Below are 18,545 nucleotides of genomic sequence, written 5' to 3'. Positions count from 1 at the left end.
CCATGCACAGCACCGACCACAGCAACAAAGCCATCATCACCTGCGCCATCACCGGCGTGCTGACGGACCCCGGCCAGCACCATGTGCCCGTCACGCCCGGACAACTGGCAAAAGAGGCCCGCCGCGCCTACGACGCAGGCGCCGCCGTGGTGCACGTGCACTTTCGCAACCAGGAGCCCGGCAAGGGCCACCTGCCCAGCTGGGACCCGCAGGTGGCGCGCGACTGCGTGCAGGCCATGCGCGAGGCCTGCCCGGGTTTGATCATCAACCAGACCACCGGCGTGGTCGGCCCCCACTACCAGGGCCCGCTGGATTGCCTGCGCGCCACCCGCCCCGAGATGGCGGCGTGCAACGCCGGCTCGCTCAACTACCTGAAGGTGCGCAGCAACGGCACCTGGGCCTGGCCGCCCATGCTGTTCGACAACCAGCCCGCCAAGGTCAAGGACTTCATCGACGTGATGCTGGAGACCGGCACGCTGCCCGAGTTTGAGTGCTTCGATGTGGGCATCGTGCGCTGCGTGGAGATGTATGTGCAGACCGGCATGTACACGCAGGGCCTGCCCGAATACAACTTTGTGATGGGCGTCGAATCCGGCATGCCTGCGGACCCGGACCTGCTGCCCATCCTGCTCAAACTCAAGATCAAGGACGCCCCCTGGCAAGCCACCGTCATCGGCCGCAGCGAGATCTGGCCCGTGCACCAACGTGTGGCGGAACTGGGCGGGCATTTGCGCACGGGGCTGGAAGATACGTTCTATCTGCCGGATGGGGCGAAGGCAGATTCGAACGGGCCGTTGATTGAGAAACTGGCGGAGTACGCACGCAATGCGGGGCGGGAGGTGGCGTCGCCGCAGGAGGCGCGGAGGATGTTGGGGTTGAAGGCTACGGGCACGCAGCTATAGCGATTGGCGCTGGTGCCGAATTACTCAACGCTGTCCCCCTATCAGGCCAAGCTCGACTTTCTAGATGATGTACTTTGCTCGAAACTCTTCAGCGCTATGAACAAGCGCTGTGCGGTGAATCATTCGGTGGCAGTTTGCGCACAGTACCGTGAAGTCGCTTTTGGCATCCAGAGTTAGTTTTTGCCCTTTGAAGTCGGCGATCGGTAGCAGGTGATGGGCCTCGATGAAGTTTCGCCCAATGCTCCCGTACTTTGCTTCAAAGTCGAAACCGCATGCTTTGCACGTATAGCCATGGGCTAGCTTGGCTCGATGAGCTAGTTTTCGGTTTCGCTCAACCCTTTTGTGCTCACGCAATTTTCTGAGATCTTCTTCCCCTAAGTTGCTTTCATCCTCCTCGGCTTCAGCACGTTCGAAAAGCTCTGGCTCTCTCGATACCAGTACGAAATAGAGATCAACAAAGCGCCGGAGATCCGCTTCAAGAACGTTGTCGTTAGGCAGCTCTTCTCTGGGGTAGTAGATGGAGCAAACGTTACCCGCCTCGTAGTAAGAGCTGAGATTGGCCGAGCCTCCAGAAGCAAGATCGAGATCGCCAGTCAATAGTCCGTCAGCTAGAGGGCCCAGTCGAGCGAGAAAGTCGGCGGCTCTCACTCTCAGCGCCCTTTTTGCCTCTGCCCCGTACTGCTTCCGAGCGCTTGTTACCCCCTGGTTGATCGAGAGATGAATGCCTCTGAAATCTTCGCGCACTAGGTAGACGATGTAGTAGCTGTCTTGCGCGCTCTCAGTGATGAACCGGTCGTAAACGGCGGCCCAAGGTGCGCGTGCCCAGTTTCCTTGTCCGGGACTCCCGTGGGTCAGATAGCGAGGATTTGGCCCAACTGCTTCGCTTAGAACCCTCGGTACTTCGTTGCGAATGAAGTCAGCCACCGCATCGCCTGCGAACTTGCGTTCCATGGCTTTCGGATACTCATCGAGGAACAAAGTGAATGCTGCGTTAAGGCTCATGTGATTTAAAGGGGAACTTTTCGGCAACGCCTTGTATGGCGGTGGGCCTATGCAAGTGGAACATAGCGCTGAACTGCAGCCCTTAACGCGAAAGGCGACTTCATTTGATCAATATGTTGGCCGAAATCCTTCGATTGAATCGCGCGTTTTTGCATCCACCGAAAATTGAGCACCATACTTCGCCGCCAGTTCATCCGCACGCTTCAAGAACGCCCCAACACCCGTTCCATAAATGAACTGCGTTGCCCCCCCCGTCCACGCCGGAAACCCAATCCCAAAAATCGACCCAATGTTCGCGTCATGCACGCTGGTCAACACGCCCTCGGCCAGGCAGCGCGCGGTTTCGATGGCCTGGCGGTAGAGCAAACGGTCCTGGATCTCCTGCACGCTCCATTCCACGCTGGGCTTTTCGAACAGAGGCTTCAGCTCCGGCCACAGGTGCTTCTTGGCGCCTGCGGGGTAGTCGTAAAAGCCGCCACCACCCGCGCGGCCGGGGCGCTTCAGCTCCTTGACCATGCGCTCCACCAACAGCTCGCCAGGTGTGGCGGTGTAGGTCTTGCCTTCGGCCGCGTAGTCGGCGCGGGTCTGGTCCAGCACGTGCACGCTCAGGGTCAGCGCGGTTTCGTCCAGCACGGCCAGCGGGCCCACGGGCAGGCCCGCTTGCATGGCGGCGTTTTCAATGGCGGCGGCGGGGATACCTTCGCCCAGCATGGCGGCGCCTTCCATCACAAAGGTGCCGAAGGTGCGGCTGGTGTAGAAGCCGCGTGAGTCGTTGACCACGATGGGCACTTTGCCCAGGGCCTGCACGTAGTCGAACGCGCGGGCCACGGTCTCGTCGTCGGTGGCCTTGCCGCGAATGATCTCCACCAGCTTCATCTTGTCCACGGGGCTGAAGAAGTGGATGCCGACAAACTTCTCGGGCCGGCTGCTGGCCGTGGCCAGGCCGCTGATGGGCAGGGTGGAGGTGTTGCTGGCAAAGAAGCCGTCGGGCGCGAGTTGTGGCTCGGCTTCGCGCGTGACCTGGGCTTTGAGGTCGCGGCTTTCGAAAACGGCTTCGATGATGAGGTCGCAGCCCGCCAGGTCGGCCGCGCTGGCGGTGGGCGTGATGCGGGCCAGCAGTGCCTGTTGCGCCTCGGCCGTCATGCGTCCCTTGTCCACCCGGGCTTGCGTGAGCTTGGCGCTGTAGGCCTTGCCGGCCTCGGCCTTCTCCGCGCTCACGTCCTTGAGCACGGTGGCGATGCCCCGGCTGGCCTGCGCCCAGGCGATGCCCGCGCCCATCATGCCGGCGCCCAGGATGCCGACCTTTTGCGGCTTGTAGCGTGGGGCCACAGCTCCATTTACAGCGGGGCGCGACTTGCCGCTCTTGATCGCGTTCATGTCGAAGAAGAACGTGTTGATCATGTTGCGCGCCACGGGGCCGGTCATCAGGCGGGCGAGGTAGCGGCTTTCGATGCGCAGGGCGGTGTCAAAGTCCACCATCGCGCCTTCGACCATGGCGGCCAGCGCTGCCTCGGGCGCGGGGTAGCGGCCGCGCGTGGTCTTCTTGAGCATGGCGGGTGCGACGGTGAGGGCGCCTGCAATCTTGGGGTTGGCGGGCGTGCCGCCGGGCATCTTGTAGTTCTTGTCGTCCCACGGCTGCACGGCGTGTGGGTGGGTGGCGATGTGGGCCAGGGCTGCAGGCAGCAGCTGCTCCCGCGTGGCGACCAGCTCGTGCACCAGTTGCAGCTCCAGCGCTTCGGCGGGGTTGAAGAGCTTGCCTTCCAGGATGTAGGGCTGCGCGCCCATCAGGCCCAGCAGGCGCGTCATCTTGGTCACGCCGGTGGCGCCCGGCATCAGGCCCAGCGTGACCTCGGGCAGGCCGAACTGGATCTTGGGGTCAGCCACGGCAATGCGGTAGTGGGCGACCAGCGCCACCTCCCAGCCGCCACCCAGCGCGGCGCCGTTGAGGCAGGCCACCACGGGGATGCCCAGGGTTTCGAGCGTGCGAAAGTGCTTCTTCATGCGCTCGATTTCGCCAAACGCGTTGGGCGAATCGGCGGGTGTGAGGCGCATGGTGGCCTTGAGGTCGGCACCGGCAAAGAAGCTGGTCTTGGCCGATGTCAGCACGATGCCTTTGAGCGCGGCGCCCAGCCGTTCGCGGTCGCCCAGCACCTGGGCTGTGACCTCGCCCAGCTCTTGCTGCCACTGGCGGCACATGGTGTTGACGGGGGAGTTGGTTTCGTCAAACGTGATGACGGCGACCTGGCCTTCGGTGCCCTGGGCGGGGATGAGTTCGTAGCGGATGGTTTGCATGTTGTTGTCTCCTTCCGAGTCAATCAGATTCGCTCGACGATGGTGGCAATGCCCATGCCGCCGCCCACGCACAGCGTGGCCAGGCCATAGCGCTGGCCCCGGCGGTGCAGCTCGTCAATCAGGGTGCCGAGGATCATGGCGCCCGTGGCACCCAGCGGGTGGCCCATGGCGATGGCGCCGCCGTTCACATTGACCTTGTCGTGCGGCACGCCCAGCTCGCGCATGAAGCGCATGGGCACGGCGGCGAAGGCCTCGTTGACTTCGAACAGGTCGATCTGGTCGATGGTCATGCCCGCACGGGCCAGCGCCTTCTTGGCAGCGGGCACGGGGCCGGTGAGCATGATGGTGGGGTCGGCGCCGCTCAGTGCCGTGGCCACGATGCGTGCGCGCGGCGTGAGGCCGTGGGCCTTGGCTGCGGCTTCGTTGCCAATGAGCACGGCAGCCGCGCCATCGACGATGCCGGAGGAGTTGCCCGCGTGGTGCACGTGGTGGATGCGCTCCACCTGCGGGTAGCGCTGCAGCGCCACGGCGTCAAAGCCCATGCCGCCCAGTTGTTCGAAAGAGGGCTTGAGCGCGCCCAGGCCTTCCAGCGTGGTCTTGGGCTTGATGAATTCGTCTTCGGCCAGGATGGTCTGGCCGATGAAGTCGCGCACGGGCACGACCGAATTCTTGAAGTAGCCCGCTGCGCGCGCAGCGGTGGCGCGGCGTTGGGATTCGAGTGCGAAGGCGTCCACATCGGCGCGGGTGTAGCCGTCCAGCGTGGCGATCAGGTCGGCGCCGATGCCCTGGGGCACGAACAGCGTGGCAGAGTTGGTGGCGGGGTCTTGCGCCCAGGCGCCGCCGTCGGAGCCGATGGGCACGCGGCTCATGCTCTCCACGCCGCCTGCCACCACCAGGTCTTCCCAGCCGCTGCGCACCTTCTGCGCGGCCAGGTTCACGGCTTCGAGGCCCGATGCGCAAAAGCGGTTGACCTGCACGCCCGCACAGCGAAAGTCCCACCCAGCCTTCAGCGCTGCCACCTTCGGTAAAACCGAGCCCTGTTCTCCCACGGGCGAGACGATGCCCATGACCACGTCGTCCACTGCCGCGGTGTCAAAGCGGTGGCGCGCTTGCAGTTCGGTCAGCAGGCCCACCAGCAGGTCGATGGGCTTGACCTCGTGCAAGGTGCCGTCCTTCTTGCCCTTGCCGCGCGGGGTGCGCAGCGCATCGAATACATAGGCTTCGGTCATGAATGGTCTCCGGTGGTTTCTCTAAACTTCAAGCAGTGCGGCGGTAAAGCAGCTGGGCTGGCTCACGCCACTACAAGGTGCTTTCTGACGCGGGTGCAGTGGTTTTTGCACTATCTTTCGGCAGTTGCTGTCTACATTTCTGGTTATGGAACGAAATACATCCCCTGCATTGCAGCGCATCGCGCGCAGCGCCATCGAATACGACGACACGCGCGAAGGGTTTGCGCTGGAGCACCATGTCGTGCTGGCTGCATCCAGTGCGCTGGCGGTGGCGGCCTTCATGGCGCCCAGCCGCAGCTCGGCGGCCATTCGCGGAATTGGCGCAGGCTTGTTGCTGATGCGCGCGCTGAGTGGCAGCCAGGGTGTGCGCTCCTGGCTGAATGTCACCGACCGCCGCCCCGGTGCGCCGCTCAGCCCCGAAGAAGCGCGCGCCGCCTGGTATCTGTAGCGGCATTCGGCGTCCACTGCGGCGTGGTGCAGGGAGTCGGGCACTGCTTTATTCACGGCGCGGTGCATTCCGTTATTTGCCCAGGCCCATGGCCCGTGCAATCACTTCTTTCATGATCTCGTTGGTGCCGCCATAAATGCGCTGCACGCGTGCGTCGGCATACGCGCGGGTGATGGGGTATTCCCACATGTAGCCATAGCCGCCAAACAGCTGCACGCATTCGTCCATCACCTTGCACTGCAGGTCGGTCGTCCAGTACTTAGCCATGCTGGCGGTTTCGGTGTCGAGCTGATCGCGCACGATCAGCTCACAGCATTTGTCCACGAACACGCGGGCCACCTGCACCTGCGTTTGCAGCTCGGCCAGGGTGTGGCGGGTGTTTTGAAATGACGCCACGCTCTGGCCAAAGACCTTGCGCTGCTTGACGTAGTCCAGCGTCCAGTCAATGGCGGCCTGGGCGGCGGCCACGGCGGTGATGGCGATCTGCAGGCGCTCCCAGGGCAGCTGCTCCATCAGGCAGATGAAGCCACGCCCTTCCATGGCGGGGCCGCCCAGCAGGTTGTCCACCGGCACCTGCACGTCGTTGAAGAACAGCTCGGACGTGTCCTGCGCCTTCATGCCCATCTTCTTGAGGCGCTGGCCTTTTTCAAAACCGGGCATGCCGCGCTCCACCAGCAACAGGCTGGTGCCCTTGGCCCCGGCCGCCGGGTCGGTCTTGGCGACCACGATCACCAGGTCGGCATGCCAGCCGTTGGTGATGAAGGTCTTGCTGCCGTTCAGCACATAGTGCGACCCGTCCGCACTTTTGATGGCCGTGGTCTTGATGCCTTGCAGGTCGCTGCCCGCAGCCGGCTCGCTCATGGCGATGGCGCCCACCATGGCGCCGCTGGCCATCTGCGGCAGGTACTTGCGCTTTTGTGCCTCGGTGCCGTAGTGCAGGATGTACGGCGCCACGATCTCGCTGTGCAGACCAAAGCCGATGCCGGTGGTGCCTGCACGCGCCAGCTCTTCCATCTGCGCCACCGAATACAGCTTGTCGGCCCCGGCACCGCCGTATTCCTCGGGCAGGCTCATGCACAGAAAGCCGTTGGCGCCTGCCTGGCTCCACACATCGCGCGCCACGTACCCCTGGTCTTCCCAGTCGGCATGGTGGGGCGTCACTTCCTTGTCGATGAAGCGGCGAAAGCTGTCGGCAAAGGCCTGATGGTCGGGCTGGAAAAGGGTGCGTTCGATCATGGTGGGGCAACCAGGTTATTTATGCAAAGTTACTGCTTGGTTAAATTCTGCCACCGACTGAGCCGGGATGCACCCCCTGGAACGCAAAAGCCGCCCGAAGGCGGCTTGAAGGAGGCGGGTCAGGCGCTCATGGCTTGACGTAGTCGGAGACCACCTTCCACTTGCCATCGGTGATCTGCGACAGGCGAGAAAGATCGCTGCCCAGGCGCTTTTGTGGGCCAAAGGTGCCCTCGGCGCTGCCGAACATGTCGGGCGGAATCACCATGGTGTCCATGGCCTTGATGAAGCTGTCGGTGCTCAGGTTGGGGCCCGCCTTCTGGGCCGCCTTGATGAAGGCGTCGATGGCGTTGTAGCCGTAGACCGAGAACACGGTGGGGTCTTCGTTGAACTTGGTCTTGTACTTGTTGGCCCAGAAGCGGATGGGCTGGCTGGCTTCATCCAGGTAGGGGTGTTGCACCGTCATGGTGGCGTACAGCCCGTCCATGGGCTTGCCGCCCAGCTTGTGGATGAGGTCGGTGTAGGCGGCGCTGGAGCCCAGGAAGGTGGGGTTGAAGCCCGTCTTGCGCGCCTCGCCAATCGTGCCGATGGTCTCGCGAATGATGGTGCCCAGGATCACGAAGTCGCACTCGGACGACTTCATCTTGGCGACCTGTGAAGAGAAGTCGGTGGCGCCGCGCTTGTACGAGGTCTTCTCGGTGAAGTCCATGCCCATGGACTTGAGTGCCGCCTCGCCCCCGCGCATCACCTCCAGGCCAAATTCATCGTCCTGGTAGATGGTGCAGATCTTCTTGGCGCCTTTTTCCTTGATGAGCTTGGGGGCGGCAAGGCGGATCTGGTCGTAGTAAGTGGCGGCAAACGAATACTTGAGCTTGTGGAAGGGCTCGTACATTTCCCGCGCGGCCGTCACCGGGAAGAAGTTGATCACATTCTTGCTGAACTGCACCGGCATGGCGGCCAGGTTCTGCGCCGTGCCGATGTGCGCCACCATCATGAAGATCTTGTCCTGGTTGACCAGCTTCTGCGCGGCCAGCACGGCTTTCTTGGGGTCGTAGCCCGAGTCTTCCACCTTCAGGTCCAGCTTGCGGCCATTGACGCCGCCTTGCTCGTTGGCCTCGTCCACGCGCAGCATCATGCCCAGCCGCACCTGCTTGCCAAAGCCCGCCAGCGGGCCGGACAGATCCTGGATGGAACCCAGCGTGATGGTGTCCTTGCTCACGCCCTGGCTGGGCTGGGCCTGTGCAGCACCTCCGGCCATGGCCACGATGGCCAGCGCGGCAATGTGATGAAACTTCATGGCACGTCTCCTTTGGTTGGATCGAACTCGGTTGCTCGTTATAGAACGATGCCCGGGGTGGGGCACCAGCACTTTCCCTATCCTGATGGGCGTGGCCTGTGGTTGCGTGACGTGCGCACCTACCGGTACATCGCCTCAATCTGCGGTGCGTACTTCTGCTGCACCAGCTTGCGCTTGAGCTTCATGGTGGGTGTCAGCTCTTCGTCCTCGGCCGTGAGCTGTGTGTCGAGCAGGAAGAACTTCTTGATCTGCTCCACGCGGGCGAACTTTGCATTGACACGGTCGATCTCGGCCTGGATCAGCTCCTGCACCTCGCGCGTGCGGGTCAGGCTGGCGTAGTTGGAGAACGGCACGTCGTTGTCCTGTGCGTACTTCTCCACGTTCTCCTGGTCGATCATGATGATCACCGTGAGGTAGGGCAGCTTGTCGCCAATCACCACCGCGTCGGTGATGTAGGGGCTGAACTTGAGTTCGTTCTCCAGCTCGCTCGGCGTGATGTTCTTGCCGCCCGCCGTGATGATGATGTCCTTCATGCGGTCGGTGATGCGCAGGTAGCCATCAGCGTCGATCAGGCCCACATCGCCCGTGTGCAGCCAACCTTCGGGGTCGATGGTTTCGGCGGTTTTCTCGGGCTGGTTGAGGTAGCCCTTGAACACATTGGGGCCACGCACCAGGATTTCTCCCGTGGCGGGGTCGATGCGCACCTCGTTGTAGCTGGCCGCGGGGCCGATGGAGCCGGGTTTGATGCGGCTGGCCGGCACACCGGTGGAGGCGCCGCAGGTCTCGGTCATGCCCCACACCTCCAGCATGGGCACACCCAGCGCCAGGTACCACTTCACCAGATCGGGCGAAATGGGCGCTGCGCCTGTGACCAGAAAGCGCGCACGGTGGATGCCGATGAGCTTGCGCACATTGTTGAGCGCCAGAAAGCGCGCCAGCATGAACTGCGCCTTCAGCCAACCGCCCACCGGCTGTCCGGCCAGCACCAAGTCAGCGATGCGGGTGCCCACGCCAATCGACCAGGCATAGGCCGCCTGCTGCATGCGCGTGGATTCCTTGAGCGCGATCATCACGCCCGAATAGAACTTCTCCCATACCCGCGGCACGGCGGTGAACACGGTGGGCGCGATCTCTCGCACGTTCTCGGGCACGGTGTCGGGGTTCTCGACAAAGTTCAGGCGCGCGCCGGTGTAGAGCGAGAAGTATTCGCCGCCCATGCGTTCGGCAATGTGGCACAGGGGCAGAAAACACATGGTCTCGTCAGCCTCACTGCGCGAGATCAGCGTGTTGTAGCCGCGCACGGTGTAGGTGAGCGCGGCGTGCGTGTGCATGGCGCCCTTGGGTTTACCGGTGGTGCCCGAGGTGTAGACCAGGATGGCCAGGTCTTCGGGGCGGCAGGCCTTGACGCGCTGCATCAGCGCGTCGGGGTGTTGCGTGTTCCAGGCACTGCCCAGCTCGCGCAAGCCCGCAAGGCTCAGCACATCGGGGTCGTTCAGGCTGCGCAGGCCTTCCATGTCGAACACCACCACCTTGCGCAGCAGGGGCAGGCTGCTGCGCACTTCCAGGGCCTTGTCGAGCTGTTCATCGTCTTCCACAAACAGCACGGTGGTGCGAGAGTCTTCGCTCAGGTAGTGCACCTGCGCCGCCGCGTCAGTGGGGTAAATGCCATTGGCTACGCCGCCGCAGCTCAGCACGGCCAGATCGGCCAGCACCCATTCGATGTTGGTGTTGGACAGGATGGATGCACATTCGCCGGGCGCAAAACCGAGCGACATCAGGCCGCCCGCAATCTCCCGCACGGCTTCGGCCGTCTGGTCCCAGGTCCAGCTCTTCCAGATGCCCAGCTCCTTCTGGCGCATCCACACGCGCGGGCCGCGCTCGGCCACGGCGTTCCAGAACATGGCGGCGATGGTGTCGCCCGCGAGCACGTCGGTGCCTGCGGGCTGGATGTGATCGAGGTCCCAGAGGTTAGACATTTGCGCTTATCTCCAGGTCTTCTTTTTCTTCCAGCGCCGCTCTCCGCGCACGCCGACATCTTTCATCCCAAGGTAGAACTCCTTGATGTCGTCCTTCTCGCGCAGGCGCTCGCAGCTGTCTTCCATCACGATGCGCCCGTTCTCCAGCACGTAGCCGTAGTCCGACGCGTTGAGCGCCATGTTGGCGTTCTGCTCCACCAGCAAGATGGTGGTACCGCGCTCACGGTTGATGCGCACCACGATCTCGAAGATCTCCTTGGTGAGCTTGGGGGACAGGCCCAGGCTGGGCTCGTCCAGCAGGATCAGCTCAGGATTGGCCATGAGCGCGCGCGAGATCGCCAGCATCTGCTGCTGCCCTCCCGACAGCAGGCCCGCGTCCTGCGCGGCGCGCTCCTTCAGGATGGGGAAGTAGCCGAACACGGTTTCGATGTCGCGCGCCACTGCGTCCTTGTCGGCGCGCGTATAGGCTCCCATCAGCAGGTTGTCGCGCACCGAGAGCAGCGGGAACACCTCGCGCCCCTCGGGCACGTGCATCAGGCCCCGACGCACGATCGCTGCCGGGTCGTTGGCAGTGATGTCGGCGCCCGCGAATTCGATGGAGCCCTTGCGCGGGTCGATGATGCCGCTGATGGTCTTCAGGATGGTGGTCTTGCCCGCGCCGTTGCTGCCCAGCACGGCGGCGATCTCGCCGCGCCGCACCTGCAGGCTGACGCCCCGGATGGCCTTGATGGGGCCGTAGGCACTTTCCACGTTCTGCAGGCGCAGCAGGGGTTGGTCAGCTGCTGCAGCAACTGGTGTGCTGGTAGCGGCAAGTACGGCGCTCATGCCCGAACCCCCATGTGAGACCCCGCCGGGCGGCGCAGGTTGCTCACATCGTCGATGGTGCCCAGATACGCCTCGATCACCCCGGGGTGCGTCTGCACCTCGCGCGGCGTGCCCATCGCCACCACCTCGCCCTGGTTCATGGCCAGCACGCGGTCGGATACCTTGGAGACCAGCGACATGTCGTGCTCTACCATCAGCACGGTGATGCCCAGCTCGTGCTGGATGTCCTGGATCCAGAAGGCCATGTCGTCCGTCTCCTCCACGTTCAGGCCCGACGAGGGCTCGTCGAGCAGCAGCAACTGCGGCTCAGTGCACAGCGCACGTGCCAGCTCCACCACCTTGCGCACGCCGTAGGGCAGGCCGGCCACCATGGTGTCGCGGTAGTGCTGCAGGTCGAGAAAGTCGATGACCTGCTCGGCCTTCTCCCGGGCCTGAACTTCGCCTTCACGCACCTTGCGCGTGAAGAACATCTCGGCCCACAGGCTGCTGTGCTGCCGGGTGTGGCGGCCGATCAGCAGGTTGTGCAGCACGCTTGCGTGCTCGAAGAGTTCGATGTTCTGGAAGGTGCGTGCAATGCCCAGGCCCGCTACCTTGTGCGGCGGCTGGTCGGTCAGCGGCAGCAGGGCGCCGCCCGGGCCCGCATAGGCGATGGTGCCGGTGGTGGGCGTATAGATGCGGCTGATGAGGTTGAACACCGTCGTCTTGCCCGCGCCGTTGGGGCCGATGAGGGTGAACACCTCGCCACGGCGCACGTCAAAGCTCACGTTGTTGACCGCGAGCACGCCGCCAAAGCGCACGCTGAGGTTCTGGGCGCTGAGCAGGATTTCGTCAGTCATGGGTACAGCAATTTGGGTCATTTCACTGGTCCAGTGTGCTGAATGCCGTCCGCAGCCTTTGCGACTGGCGTGACCGAGGCCAGTGCCCCCGCGCAAGGGCCGCCCCGCCGCGCTGGGGGCGTTCCCCTCCCGAATCGCGCAGCGAATCGAGAGAGGGGGAAGGCGCGAAGCGACTCAGGGGGTGCTTCATTTCAAGCGATCTGATTTCTGGAACGACTTCTGCCGCTTGAACAAGCCCTTGCGGTAGAACGGGAACATCTGCAGCCAGGTGCGCACCTTGAGCCAGCGGCCATACAGGCCCATGGGTTCGAACAGCACAAAGGCGATCAGCACCGCGCCGTAGACCACCGCCTGCAGGCCCGGTGCCTGGCCGATGGCGGCGGGCAGCCAGTCCTTGCTGAGCGAAATCATCTGCGGCATGGTGATGAGGAAGATGGCGCCCAGGAACGCTCCATGCACCGAGCCCAGCCCGCCGATCACGATCATCAGCAGCAGGTCGATGGACTGCAGGATGTTGAACTGGTCGGGCGAGATGAACTGCAGCTTGTGCGCGTACAACGCACCGCCGACGCCTGCCAGTGCGGCCGATATGGAGAACGACAGCGTCTTGTAGCGCGCGAGGTGGATGCCCATGCTCTGTGCGGAGATCTCTGAATCACGGATGGCGACAAACGCACGGCCCGTGGGCGAGCGCAGCAGGTTCAGGATGGCGAGGGTGCTGACCACCGCAATCACAAGGCACAGAAAGTAGAACGACTCTGTGGTCTCGAACGAGTAGCCCGCGATTTGTGGCGGCACCAGGTGCTTGCCGGAGTTGCCGCCTGTGACCGACTCCCACCGCGCGAACACCTCTTCCACGATGAAGCCGAAGGACAGCGTGGCCATGCCCAGGTAGATGCCTTTGACGCGGAGTGCCGGCAGCCCCACCACCACGCCTACAGCCGCCGACAGCCCCGCCGCGCAGGCCAGCGACAGCGCAAACGGCCAGCCCATGCCAGTGAGCACCGCCTGCGTATATGCCCCCACGCCCAGAAACGCTGCATGCCCCAGCGAGAACAAGCCGGTGAAGCCCGCCAGCAGCATCAGCCCCAGGCCCACGATGGCGTAGATGAGCACGAAGGTGAGCTGTGCTAGCCAGTATTCAGGCGCCACCCAGGGCGCGGCGACCAGGGCCAGGCACAGCAGGCTGTACCAGAACACATGCCCGCCATGTTTGGCGAGGCGAATGTCTTGCTCGTACGAGGTCTTGAAGAGAAAGCGCATGGGTCAGACTTTCTTTCTCAGCTTCTCGCCGAACAGTCCGTTGGGTTTGACCATCAGCATGATCAGCACGACGATGTACGCGGCTGTGTCCTTGAACCCATCGGGCAGATAGAAGCCCGAGAGCGATTCGACAATGCCAATCACCAGCCCGCCCACGATGGCCCCGGGCAGGCTCCCAAAGCCGCCCACCACGGCGGCGGGGAAGGCCTTGAGCCCGATCAGCCCCATGTTGGCGTGCACAAAGGTGATGGGCGCCAACAGCAGCCCGGCTACCGCCGCCACCGCCGCGGCAAGCCCCCAGGCCAGGCCGTTAAGGCGCTGCACGGGAATGCCCATGTAGTAGGCCGCCAGCTGGTTCTGCGACGCGGCCTGCATCGCAATGCCGAGCTTGCTGTAGCGGAACATGGCAAACAGCAGCACGCACAGCACGCCTGTGGCGCCGATCACCACCAGCTGCTCGGCGCTGACCACCAGCTCGCCCAAGCGCAGGGACTGGTCCTTGTAGGGCACGGGCAGCGTGTGGGTGTCGGTGCCGATGTTGGGGATCATCGTGACAAGGCCGCGCAGCACGTAGCCGATGCCGATGGTGAGCATGACGATGGAGAACGCGGGCTGGCCCAGGATGGGGCGGATCACTGCGCGCTCCAGCACCGTGCCAAACAGCCCCATGGCCAGGATGCTGGCGAGCACCGCCACCCAGAAGGGAAAGCCCAGCACGGTCATGAGCGCCAGGCCACAGAAAGCGCCGAGCATCATGAGTTCGCCCTGGGCAAAGCTCACGGTCTCCGTGGCTTTGTAGATAAGCACGAACCCGAGCGCGATCAGCCCGTAGATGCACCCCTGCGAGACACCGCTGATCAACAGTTGCACAAATTGCACACTGGCTCTCCAGAATAAGTGATACGCAAAGCGGGTAAATGCGGGGTGGATGCCTCGTGGGCATGGGATGGCCGCATCGTCGCTTGCGCAGGTCCTGCAGAATATTTATACAAAGCGATTGCTTTGTATAAATAATGGTGCACGCGCGCTGTGCATACCGCACTCGGGGCTAACCCTGATGGGGCGGGCGAGCGGGTAGCGGCGGATATTGACGCAGTGCTGCACCCTGCGCAATAGGAGTAACGTCGGGTGGGTGAACAGGTTCTGACGCCGGGCCACAGGAGAGCCGCATATCCGCAGAGGTTGAAGTGCAAGGTGGTGTCACGCTGGTGACATGGCGCAGGCCCGATGTGCAAAACGCGGTGGATGCCAGCACAGCCCGCACCAGCGCGCTCGCCGCCGAAGGGCTGCTGTTACGGCGAGCCTTGCTGCAGGAATAGGCGGGCGGCCGCGAATGCCTGGCCGAAGCACTGCGCGGCGCCTCGCGGTTTGCCGCAGGGCAAGTGCGTCACGGCCAGTTTTAAGTAAAAATAGCCTCTAGCGCTTATCTATTAAGCGTGAGAAGCTACAAAATCAGGAGCATCTGGATGGTTTCGATTGCACGCACCATCCCGCAGTGACCCCCAGGAGACCCATGAGCAAATCCACCGCCACCCCAGCCCCGCAAGCCTTTGAGCCCGAGTTCATTGCCGGGCTCAAATCCATCTTTGAAGAAAAAATCGTGTTCAACCAGGTGCTGGGCCTGAAGATCACGTCACTGGCTCCCGATGGTGTGGTGGGTCGCATCGACATGAAACCGGACCTGGTGGGCCACTATGCCTACAACCGCATCCACGGCGGCGTGATCAGCGCAGGGCTCGACGCCATGGGCGGGCTGGCCGTGATGGCCGCGATTGGCGCCAAACACCTGGATGAAGCACCCGAGCAGCGCCTGCACCGCTTTGCCAAGCTGGGCACCATCGATCTGCGCATCGACTACCTGCGCCCCGGCATTGGCAGCCACTTCGAATTGCGCGCGCAGGTGCTGCGCCTGGGTTCTCGTGTCGCAACCACGCGCATGGAGTTTCTGGGGCCGGATGGGCAGATCATGTCAGCCGGAGCTGCGGCTTACATCGTCTCTTGATTCGGGCGCGCTGCTGAGCCGCCTCGCCACGGGGCGTTGCCATGCGCCGGATGTGTGATCCCGCAAGCCTTGCAAGCGCATGCTACGAGAGAACCGTTTGGTTACCGTTCTTGCGTAACCAGGGCATCTTTCACGGGGCGCGATACCTACGATGACTCTCTTTTCAAGGAGATCTGATGGCCGTGCAAAACCCCTTCTTTGGCAAGCGTGAACCCGAGTCGTTCCAACCCCGCAACAGCACCACTTCAGGCTCCGTATTGGGGAGCTCAGCGGCGAGCAGTGCTGCGGCTGCACAGCCGGTGCCCAGCCCTGCTGTCCCCAAGGCCGCCAGCAGCAGCGACAGCTCGGGCAGCAAGCTCACGGTGGGCCCGAACATCAAGCTCAAGGGCGTGGAAATTACCGATTGCGACACCCTCGTGGTCGAAGGCACGGTGGAAGCCACCATGGATTCGCGCGTGATCCAGATTGCTGAGCATGGCGCCTTCAAGGGCTCTGCCGAGATCGACATTGCCGAGATCCATGGCGAGTTCAACGGCACACTCACCGTGCGCCAGAAGCTGGTGATCTACAGCACCGGCAAGGTCAACGGCAAGATCCGCTACGGCAAACTGGTGGTGGAAGAGGGCGGTCAGCTGGCGGGTGAGATCGAGGCCGGGTTCTCGCCCTCGTCATCCAGCAGCACTCTGCAGCGCACGGCAGCTCCTCTGCGCACCGAACCGGCCACTGCACTGGCCGCCTGACCGGTCCAAGAAGGCGTCCGCGCACCGCCAGGCGCGGTTTGCGCGAGCCGACCTTCCGTGTTCTCACGCCGGCGCGTTGTGCTTGGGCACCGGGCGCGGCCTGCCCTGGTCGTCGATGGCCACATAGGTCAGGCGCGCCTCCGTCACCTTCACATACCGGCCCTGGTCGGTAAACCGTTCGGCATACACCTCCACCTCCACGGTGACCGAGGTGTTGCCCACCCGCGTGATGGACGAGAAGAACGACAGGATGTCGCCCACGCGCACGGGCTGCTTGAAGATGAATTCGTTGACGGCCACCGTGGCCATGCGCCCCTGGATGTAGCGCGCGGGCAGCACAGAGCCCGCCAAGTCCACCTGCGCCATCACCCAGCCGCCAAAAATGTCGCCATTGCCATTGGTGTCGGCGGGCATGGGTATGACCTTGAGCACCAGTTCCTTGTCGGTGGGCAATGCGGCGGGTGGTGGGCTGAAAACGGCAGACATGGGCACAATCTCGGTTGGGGCTGAGCCAATCCTTGTCGGAACCTGGGGTTTTGCAAGGCGGCTGGCCCGCAAAAAACCACCTTGGCATCAGCCGGGTCGGTAAAAACAACAACAACCGGAATTGTCCCCCATGCGCCACCTTGGCGAAACCGCCCCCCCCACCCCTGGCACGCCCGCGCCCCCCAAGTCCGACTGGGTCACGCTGAGGCGGCTCCTCCCTTACCTGTGGCAATACAAGTGGCGCGTGGTGGCGGCCATTGTGTTCATGGTGGGCGCCAAGCTGGCCAACGTCAGCGTGCCGCTGCTGCTCAAGACACTGGTGGACGCGATGGCGTTCAAGCCTGGTGACCCCGCCGCGCTGCTGGTGGTGCCGGTGGGCTTGCTGGTGGCGTACGGGGCGCTGCGCCTGTCCACTTCGCTGTTCACCGAGCTGCGCGAGCTGGTGTTTGCCAAGGCTACGCAGGGCGCAGCGCGCTCGATTGCGCTGCAGACCTTTGAGCACCTGCACGCGCTGAGCCTGCGCTTTCACCTGGAGCGCCAGACCGGCGGCATGACGCGCGACATCGAACGCGGTGTGCGCGGCATCGAGTCACTGATCTCGTTTTCGCTGTTCAACGTGTTTGCCACCTTGATCGAGGTGATCCTGGTGTTGAGTGTGCTGGCCGTCAAGTTCGATGCCTGGTTTGCCTGGATCACGCTGGCCGCGCTGGTGCTGTACATCGCCTACACGGTGCTGGTGACCGAGTGGCGCACCAAGTTCCGCCGCGAGGCCAACGAGTTCGACTCGGCAGCACACTCCAAGGCCGTGGATTCGCTGCTCAACTACGAGACGGTCAAGTACTTCAACAACGAAGGCTTCGAGGCCCGCCGCTACGACGAAAGCCTGGAGCGGTTGCGCCTGGCCCGCCTCAAAAGCCAGACCACGTTATCGATGCTCAACACCGGCCAGCAGCTCATCATTGCCGTGGGCCTGGTGGCCATGCTGTGGCGCGCCACACAGGGCGTGGTCGATGGCCGCATGACGCTGGGCGACCTCGTCATGGTCAACGCCTTCATGATCCAGCTGTACATCCCGCTCAACTTTCTGGGCGTGATCTACCGCGAGATCAAGCAGAGCCTCACCGACCTGGACAAGATGTTCACGCTCATGGACAAAGAGCGCGAAGTGGCCGACGCACCCGGCGCCCAGCCGCTGGCGGGGCTGAGCCAGCCCACCGTGCGTTTTGAGAACGTGCGCTTTTCCTACGACGTGCGCCAAGGCAGCGACCTCAGCAGCGGCCGGCCCATCCTGCAGGGCATCAGCTTCGAGATACCGGCGGGCAAGACGGTGGCGGTGGTGGGGCCTTCGGGTTCGGGCAAGTCCACACTGGCCCGGCTGCTGTTTCGCTTCTACGACATCCAGGAGGGGCGCATCACCATTGCGGGGCAGGAGATCCGCAGCGTGACGCAGGCGAGCGTGCGCCAGGCGATTGGCATCGTCCCGCAGGACACGGTGCTGTTCAACGACACGGTGGCCTACAACATCGCCTATGGCCGCACTGGTGCCAGCCAGGATGAGATCGAAGCCGCCGCCCGTGCCGCACGCATCCACGACTTCATTGCCAGCACGCCCAAGGGCTACGCCACCATGGTGGGCGAGCGCGGGCTCAAGCTCTCGGGCGGTGAAAAGCAGCGCGTAGCGATTGCCCGCACCTTGCTCAAGAACCCGCCCATCCTGATCTTTGACGAGGCCACCAGCGCGCTGGACTCCGCCAACGAACGCGCCATCCAGGCCGAGCTGCAGGGCGTGGCGCAGAACAAGACCACGCTGGTGATTGCGCACCGCCTCTCCACCGTGGTGGATGCGCACGAGATCCTGGTCATGGACGCGGGCCGCATCATCGAGCGCGGCACGCACGCGCAACTGCTGGCCCAGGGTGGCCGCTACGCGAGCATGTGGTCGCTCCAGCAGGAGGCCCCCCCTGAGTCGCCTGCGGCGCCTTCCCCCTGAGGGGGACGACGCCATCGCTGCGGG

At 63.6% G+C, this 18,545-nt stretch carries 16 protein-coding genes; 5 read left to right on the top strand and 11 right to left on the bottom strand.

From position 1 onward, the window contains the following. The first annotated feature begins 2 nt into the window (after positions 1-2). On the top strand, positions 3-902 hold the full coding sequence (locus LPA35_RS13945) for a 3-keto-5-aminohexanoate cleavage protein (protein ID WP_228897384.1): 900 nt from the start codon (positions 3-5) through the stop codon (positions 900-902). 60 nt (positions 903-962) lie between these two features. Here LPA35_RS13945 and LPA35_RS13940 read toward each other — a convergent pair whose 3' ends face one another. The 3 genes from LPA35_RS13940 to LPA35_RS13930 form a co-directional block, all read right to left on the bottom strand. Then, positions 963-1,904 carry an MrcB family domain-containing protein gene (locus tag LPA35_RS13940; RefSeq protein WP_228897383.1) on the bottom strand — a complete coding sequence of 314 codons (942 nt, stop codon included), beginning with the start codon at positions 1,902-1,904 and terminating at the stop codon, positions 963-965. A 108-nt stretch (positions 1,905-2,012) separates the two neighbouring features. Next, the gene (locus LPA35_RS13935) at positions 2,013-4,196 is read right to left on the bottom strand and encodes a 3-hydroxyacyl-CoA dehydrogenase NAD-binding domain-containing protein (RefSeq protein ID WP_228897382.1); all 2,184 of its coding nucleotides are present in this window, start codon (positions 4,194-4,196) and stop codon (positions 2,013-2,015) included. 23 nt (positions 4,197-4,219) lie between these two features. After that, positions 4,220-5,425, bottom strand: coding sequence for an acetyl-CoA C-acetyltransferase (locus LPA35_RS13930; protein WP_108498492.1), 1,206 nt, complete (start codon positions 5,423-5,425; stop codon positions 4,220-4,222). A gap of 145 nt (positions 5,426-5,570) precedes the next feature. On the opposite strand from LPA35_RS13930, the gene LPA35_RS13925 reads away from it, so the two are divergent. Then, complete coding sequence (locus LPA35_RS13925) at positions 5,571-5,873, top strand: hypothetical protein (RefSeq protein ID WP_225581100.1); 303 nt, start codon at positions 5,571-5,573, stop codon at positions 5,871-5,873. Between the two features lie 72 nt (positions 5,874-5,945). Here LPA35_RS13925 and LPA35_RS13920 read toward each other — a convergent pair whose 3' ends face one another. From LPA35_RS13920 to LPA35_RS13890, 7 genes are all read right to left on the bottom strand, one after another. Beyond that, positions 5,946-7,109 carry an acyl-CoA dehydrogenase family protein gene (locus LPA35_RS13920; RefSeq protein ID WP_228897381.1) on the bottom strand — a complete coding sequence of 388 codons (1,164 nt, stop codon included), beginning with the start codon at positions 7,107-7,109 and terminating at the stop codon, positions 5,946-5,948. Between the two features lie 127 nt (positions 7,110-7,236). Then, on the bottom strand, positions 7,237-8,403 hold the full coding sequence (locus LPA35_RS13915; protein ID WP_056059375.1) for an ABC transporter substrate-binding protein: 1,167 nt from the start codon (positions 8,401-8,403) through the stop codon (positions 7,237-7,239). Between the two features lie 119 nt (positions 8,404-8,522). After that, positions 8,523-10,379, bottom strand: coding sequence for a long-chain fatty acid--CoA ligase (locus LPA35_RS13910; RefSeq protein ID WP_228897380.1), 1,857 nt, complete (start codon positions 10,377-10,379; stop codon positions 8,523-8,525). A 6-nt stretch (positions 10,380-10,385) separates the two neighbouring features. Further along, positions 10,386-11,204 carry an ABC transporter ATP-binding protein gene (locus tag LPA35_RS13905; protein WP_108498494.1) on the bottom strand — a complete coding sequence of 273 codons (819 nt, stop codon included), beginning with the start codon at positions 11,202-11,204 and terminating at the stop codon, positions 10,386-10,388. Beyond that, positions 11,201-12,040 (bottom strand): ABC transporter ATP-binding protein, encoded by an 840-nt coding sequence (locus LPA35_RS13900; protein WP_108498495.1) that lies wholly within the window; start codon positions 12,038-12,040, stop codon positions 11,201-11,203. The genes LPA35_RS13905 and LPA35_RS13900 overlap by 4 nt, the downstream gene beginning before the upstream one ends. Before the next feature lie 186 nt (positions 12,041-12,226). Further along, positions 12,227-13,303 (bottom strand): branched-chain amino acid ABC transporter permease, encoded by a 1,077-nt coding sequence (locus LPA35_RS13895; RefSeq protein ID WP_228897379.1) that lies wholly within the window; start codon positions 13,301-13,303, stop codon positions 12,227-12,229. Positions 13,304-13,306: 3 nt separating this feature from the next. After that, complete coding sequence (locus tag LPA35_RS13890) at positions 13,307-14,182, bottom strand: branched-chain amino acid ABC transporter permease (protein ID WP_121422272.1); 876 nt, start codon at positions 14,180-14,182, stop codon at positions 13,307-13,309. Positions 14,183-14,816: 634 nt separating this feature from the next. Between LPA35_RS13890 and LPA35_RS13885 the strand changes: the two genes are divergently transcribed. Both LPA35_RS13885 and LPA35_RS13880 read left to right on the top strand, forming a co-directional pair. Beyond that, positions 14,817-15,305, top strand: a complete 489-nt coding sequence (locus tag LPA35_RS13885) for a thioesterase family protein (RefSeq protein WP_176888282.1) — start codon at positions 14,817-14,819, stop codon at positions 15,303-15,305. Between the two features lie 176 nt (positions 15,306-15,481). Further along, positions 15,482-16,045, top strand: coding sequence for a polymer-forming cytoskeletal protein (locus LPA35_RS13880; RefSeq protein ID WP_228897378.1), 564 nt, complete (start codon positions 15,482-15,484; stop codon positions 16,043-16,045). Between the two features lie 63 nt (positions 16,046-16,108). Here the strand turns inward: LPA35_RS13880 and LPA35_RS13875 are convergent, their stop codons facing one another. Further along, entirely contained in the window at positions 16,109-16,531 is a 423-nt protein-coding gene (locus tag LPA35_RS13875; protein ID WP_121422273.1) for an acyl-CoA thioesterase, read from the bottom strand. Between the two features lie 130 nt (positions 16,532-16,661). Between LPA35_RS13875 and LPA35_RS13870 the strand changes: the two genes are divergently transcribed. Beyond that, entirely contained in the window at positions 16,662-18,521 is a 1,860-nt protein-coding gene (locus LPA35_RS13870; protein ID WP_228897377.1) for an ABC transporter ATP-binding protein/permease, read from the top strand. The last annotated feature ends 24 nt before the right edge of the window (positions 18,522-18,545 follow it).

The organism is Acidovorax sp. Leaf73, assembly GCF_916855635.1.
GTDB lineage: Bacteria > Pseudomonadota > Gammaproteobacteria > Burkholderiales > Burkholderiaceae_C > Acidovorax > Acidovorax facilis.
Note: the sequence above shows the minus strand (reverse complement) of the source record. Positions and strands in the feature narration are given on the sequence as shown.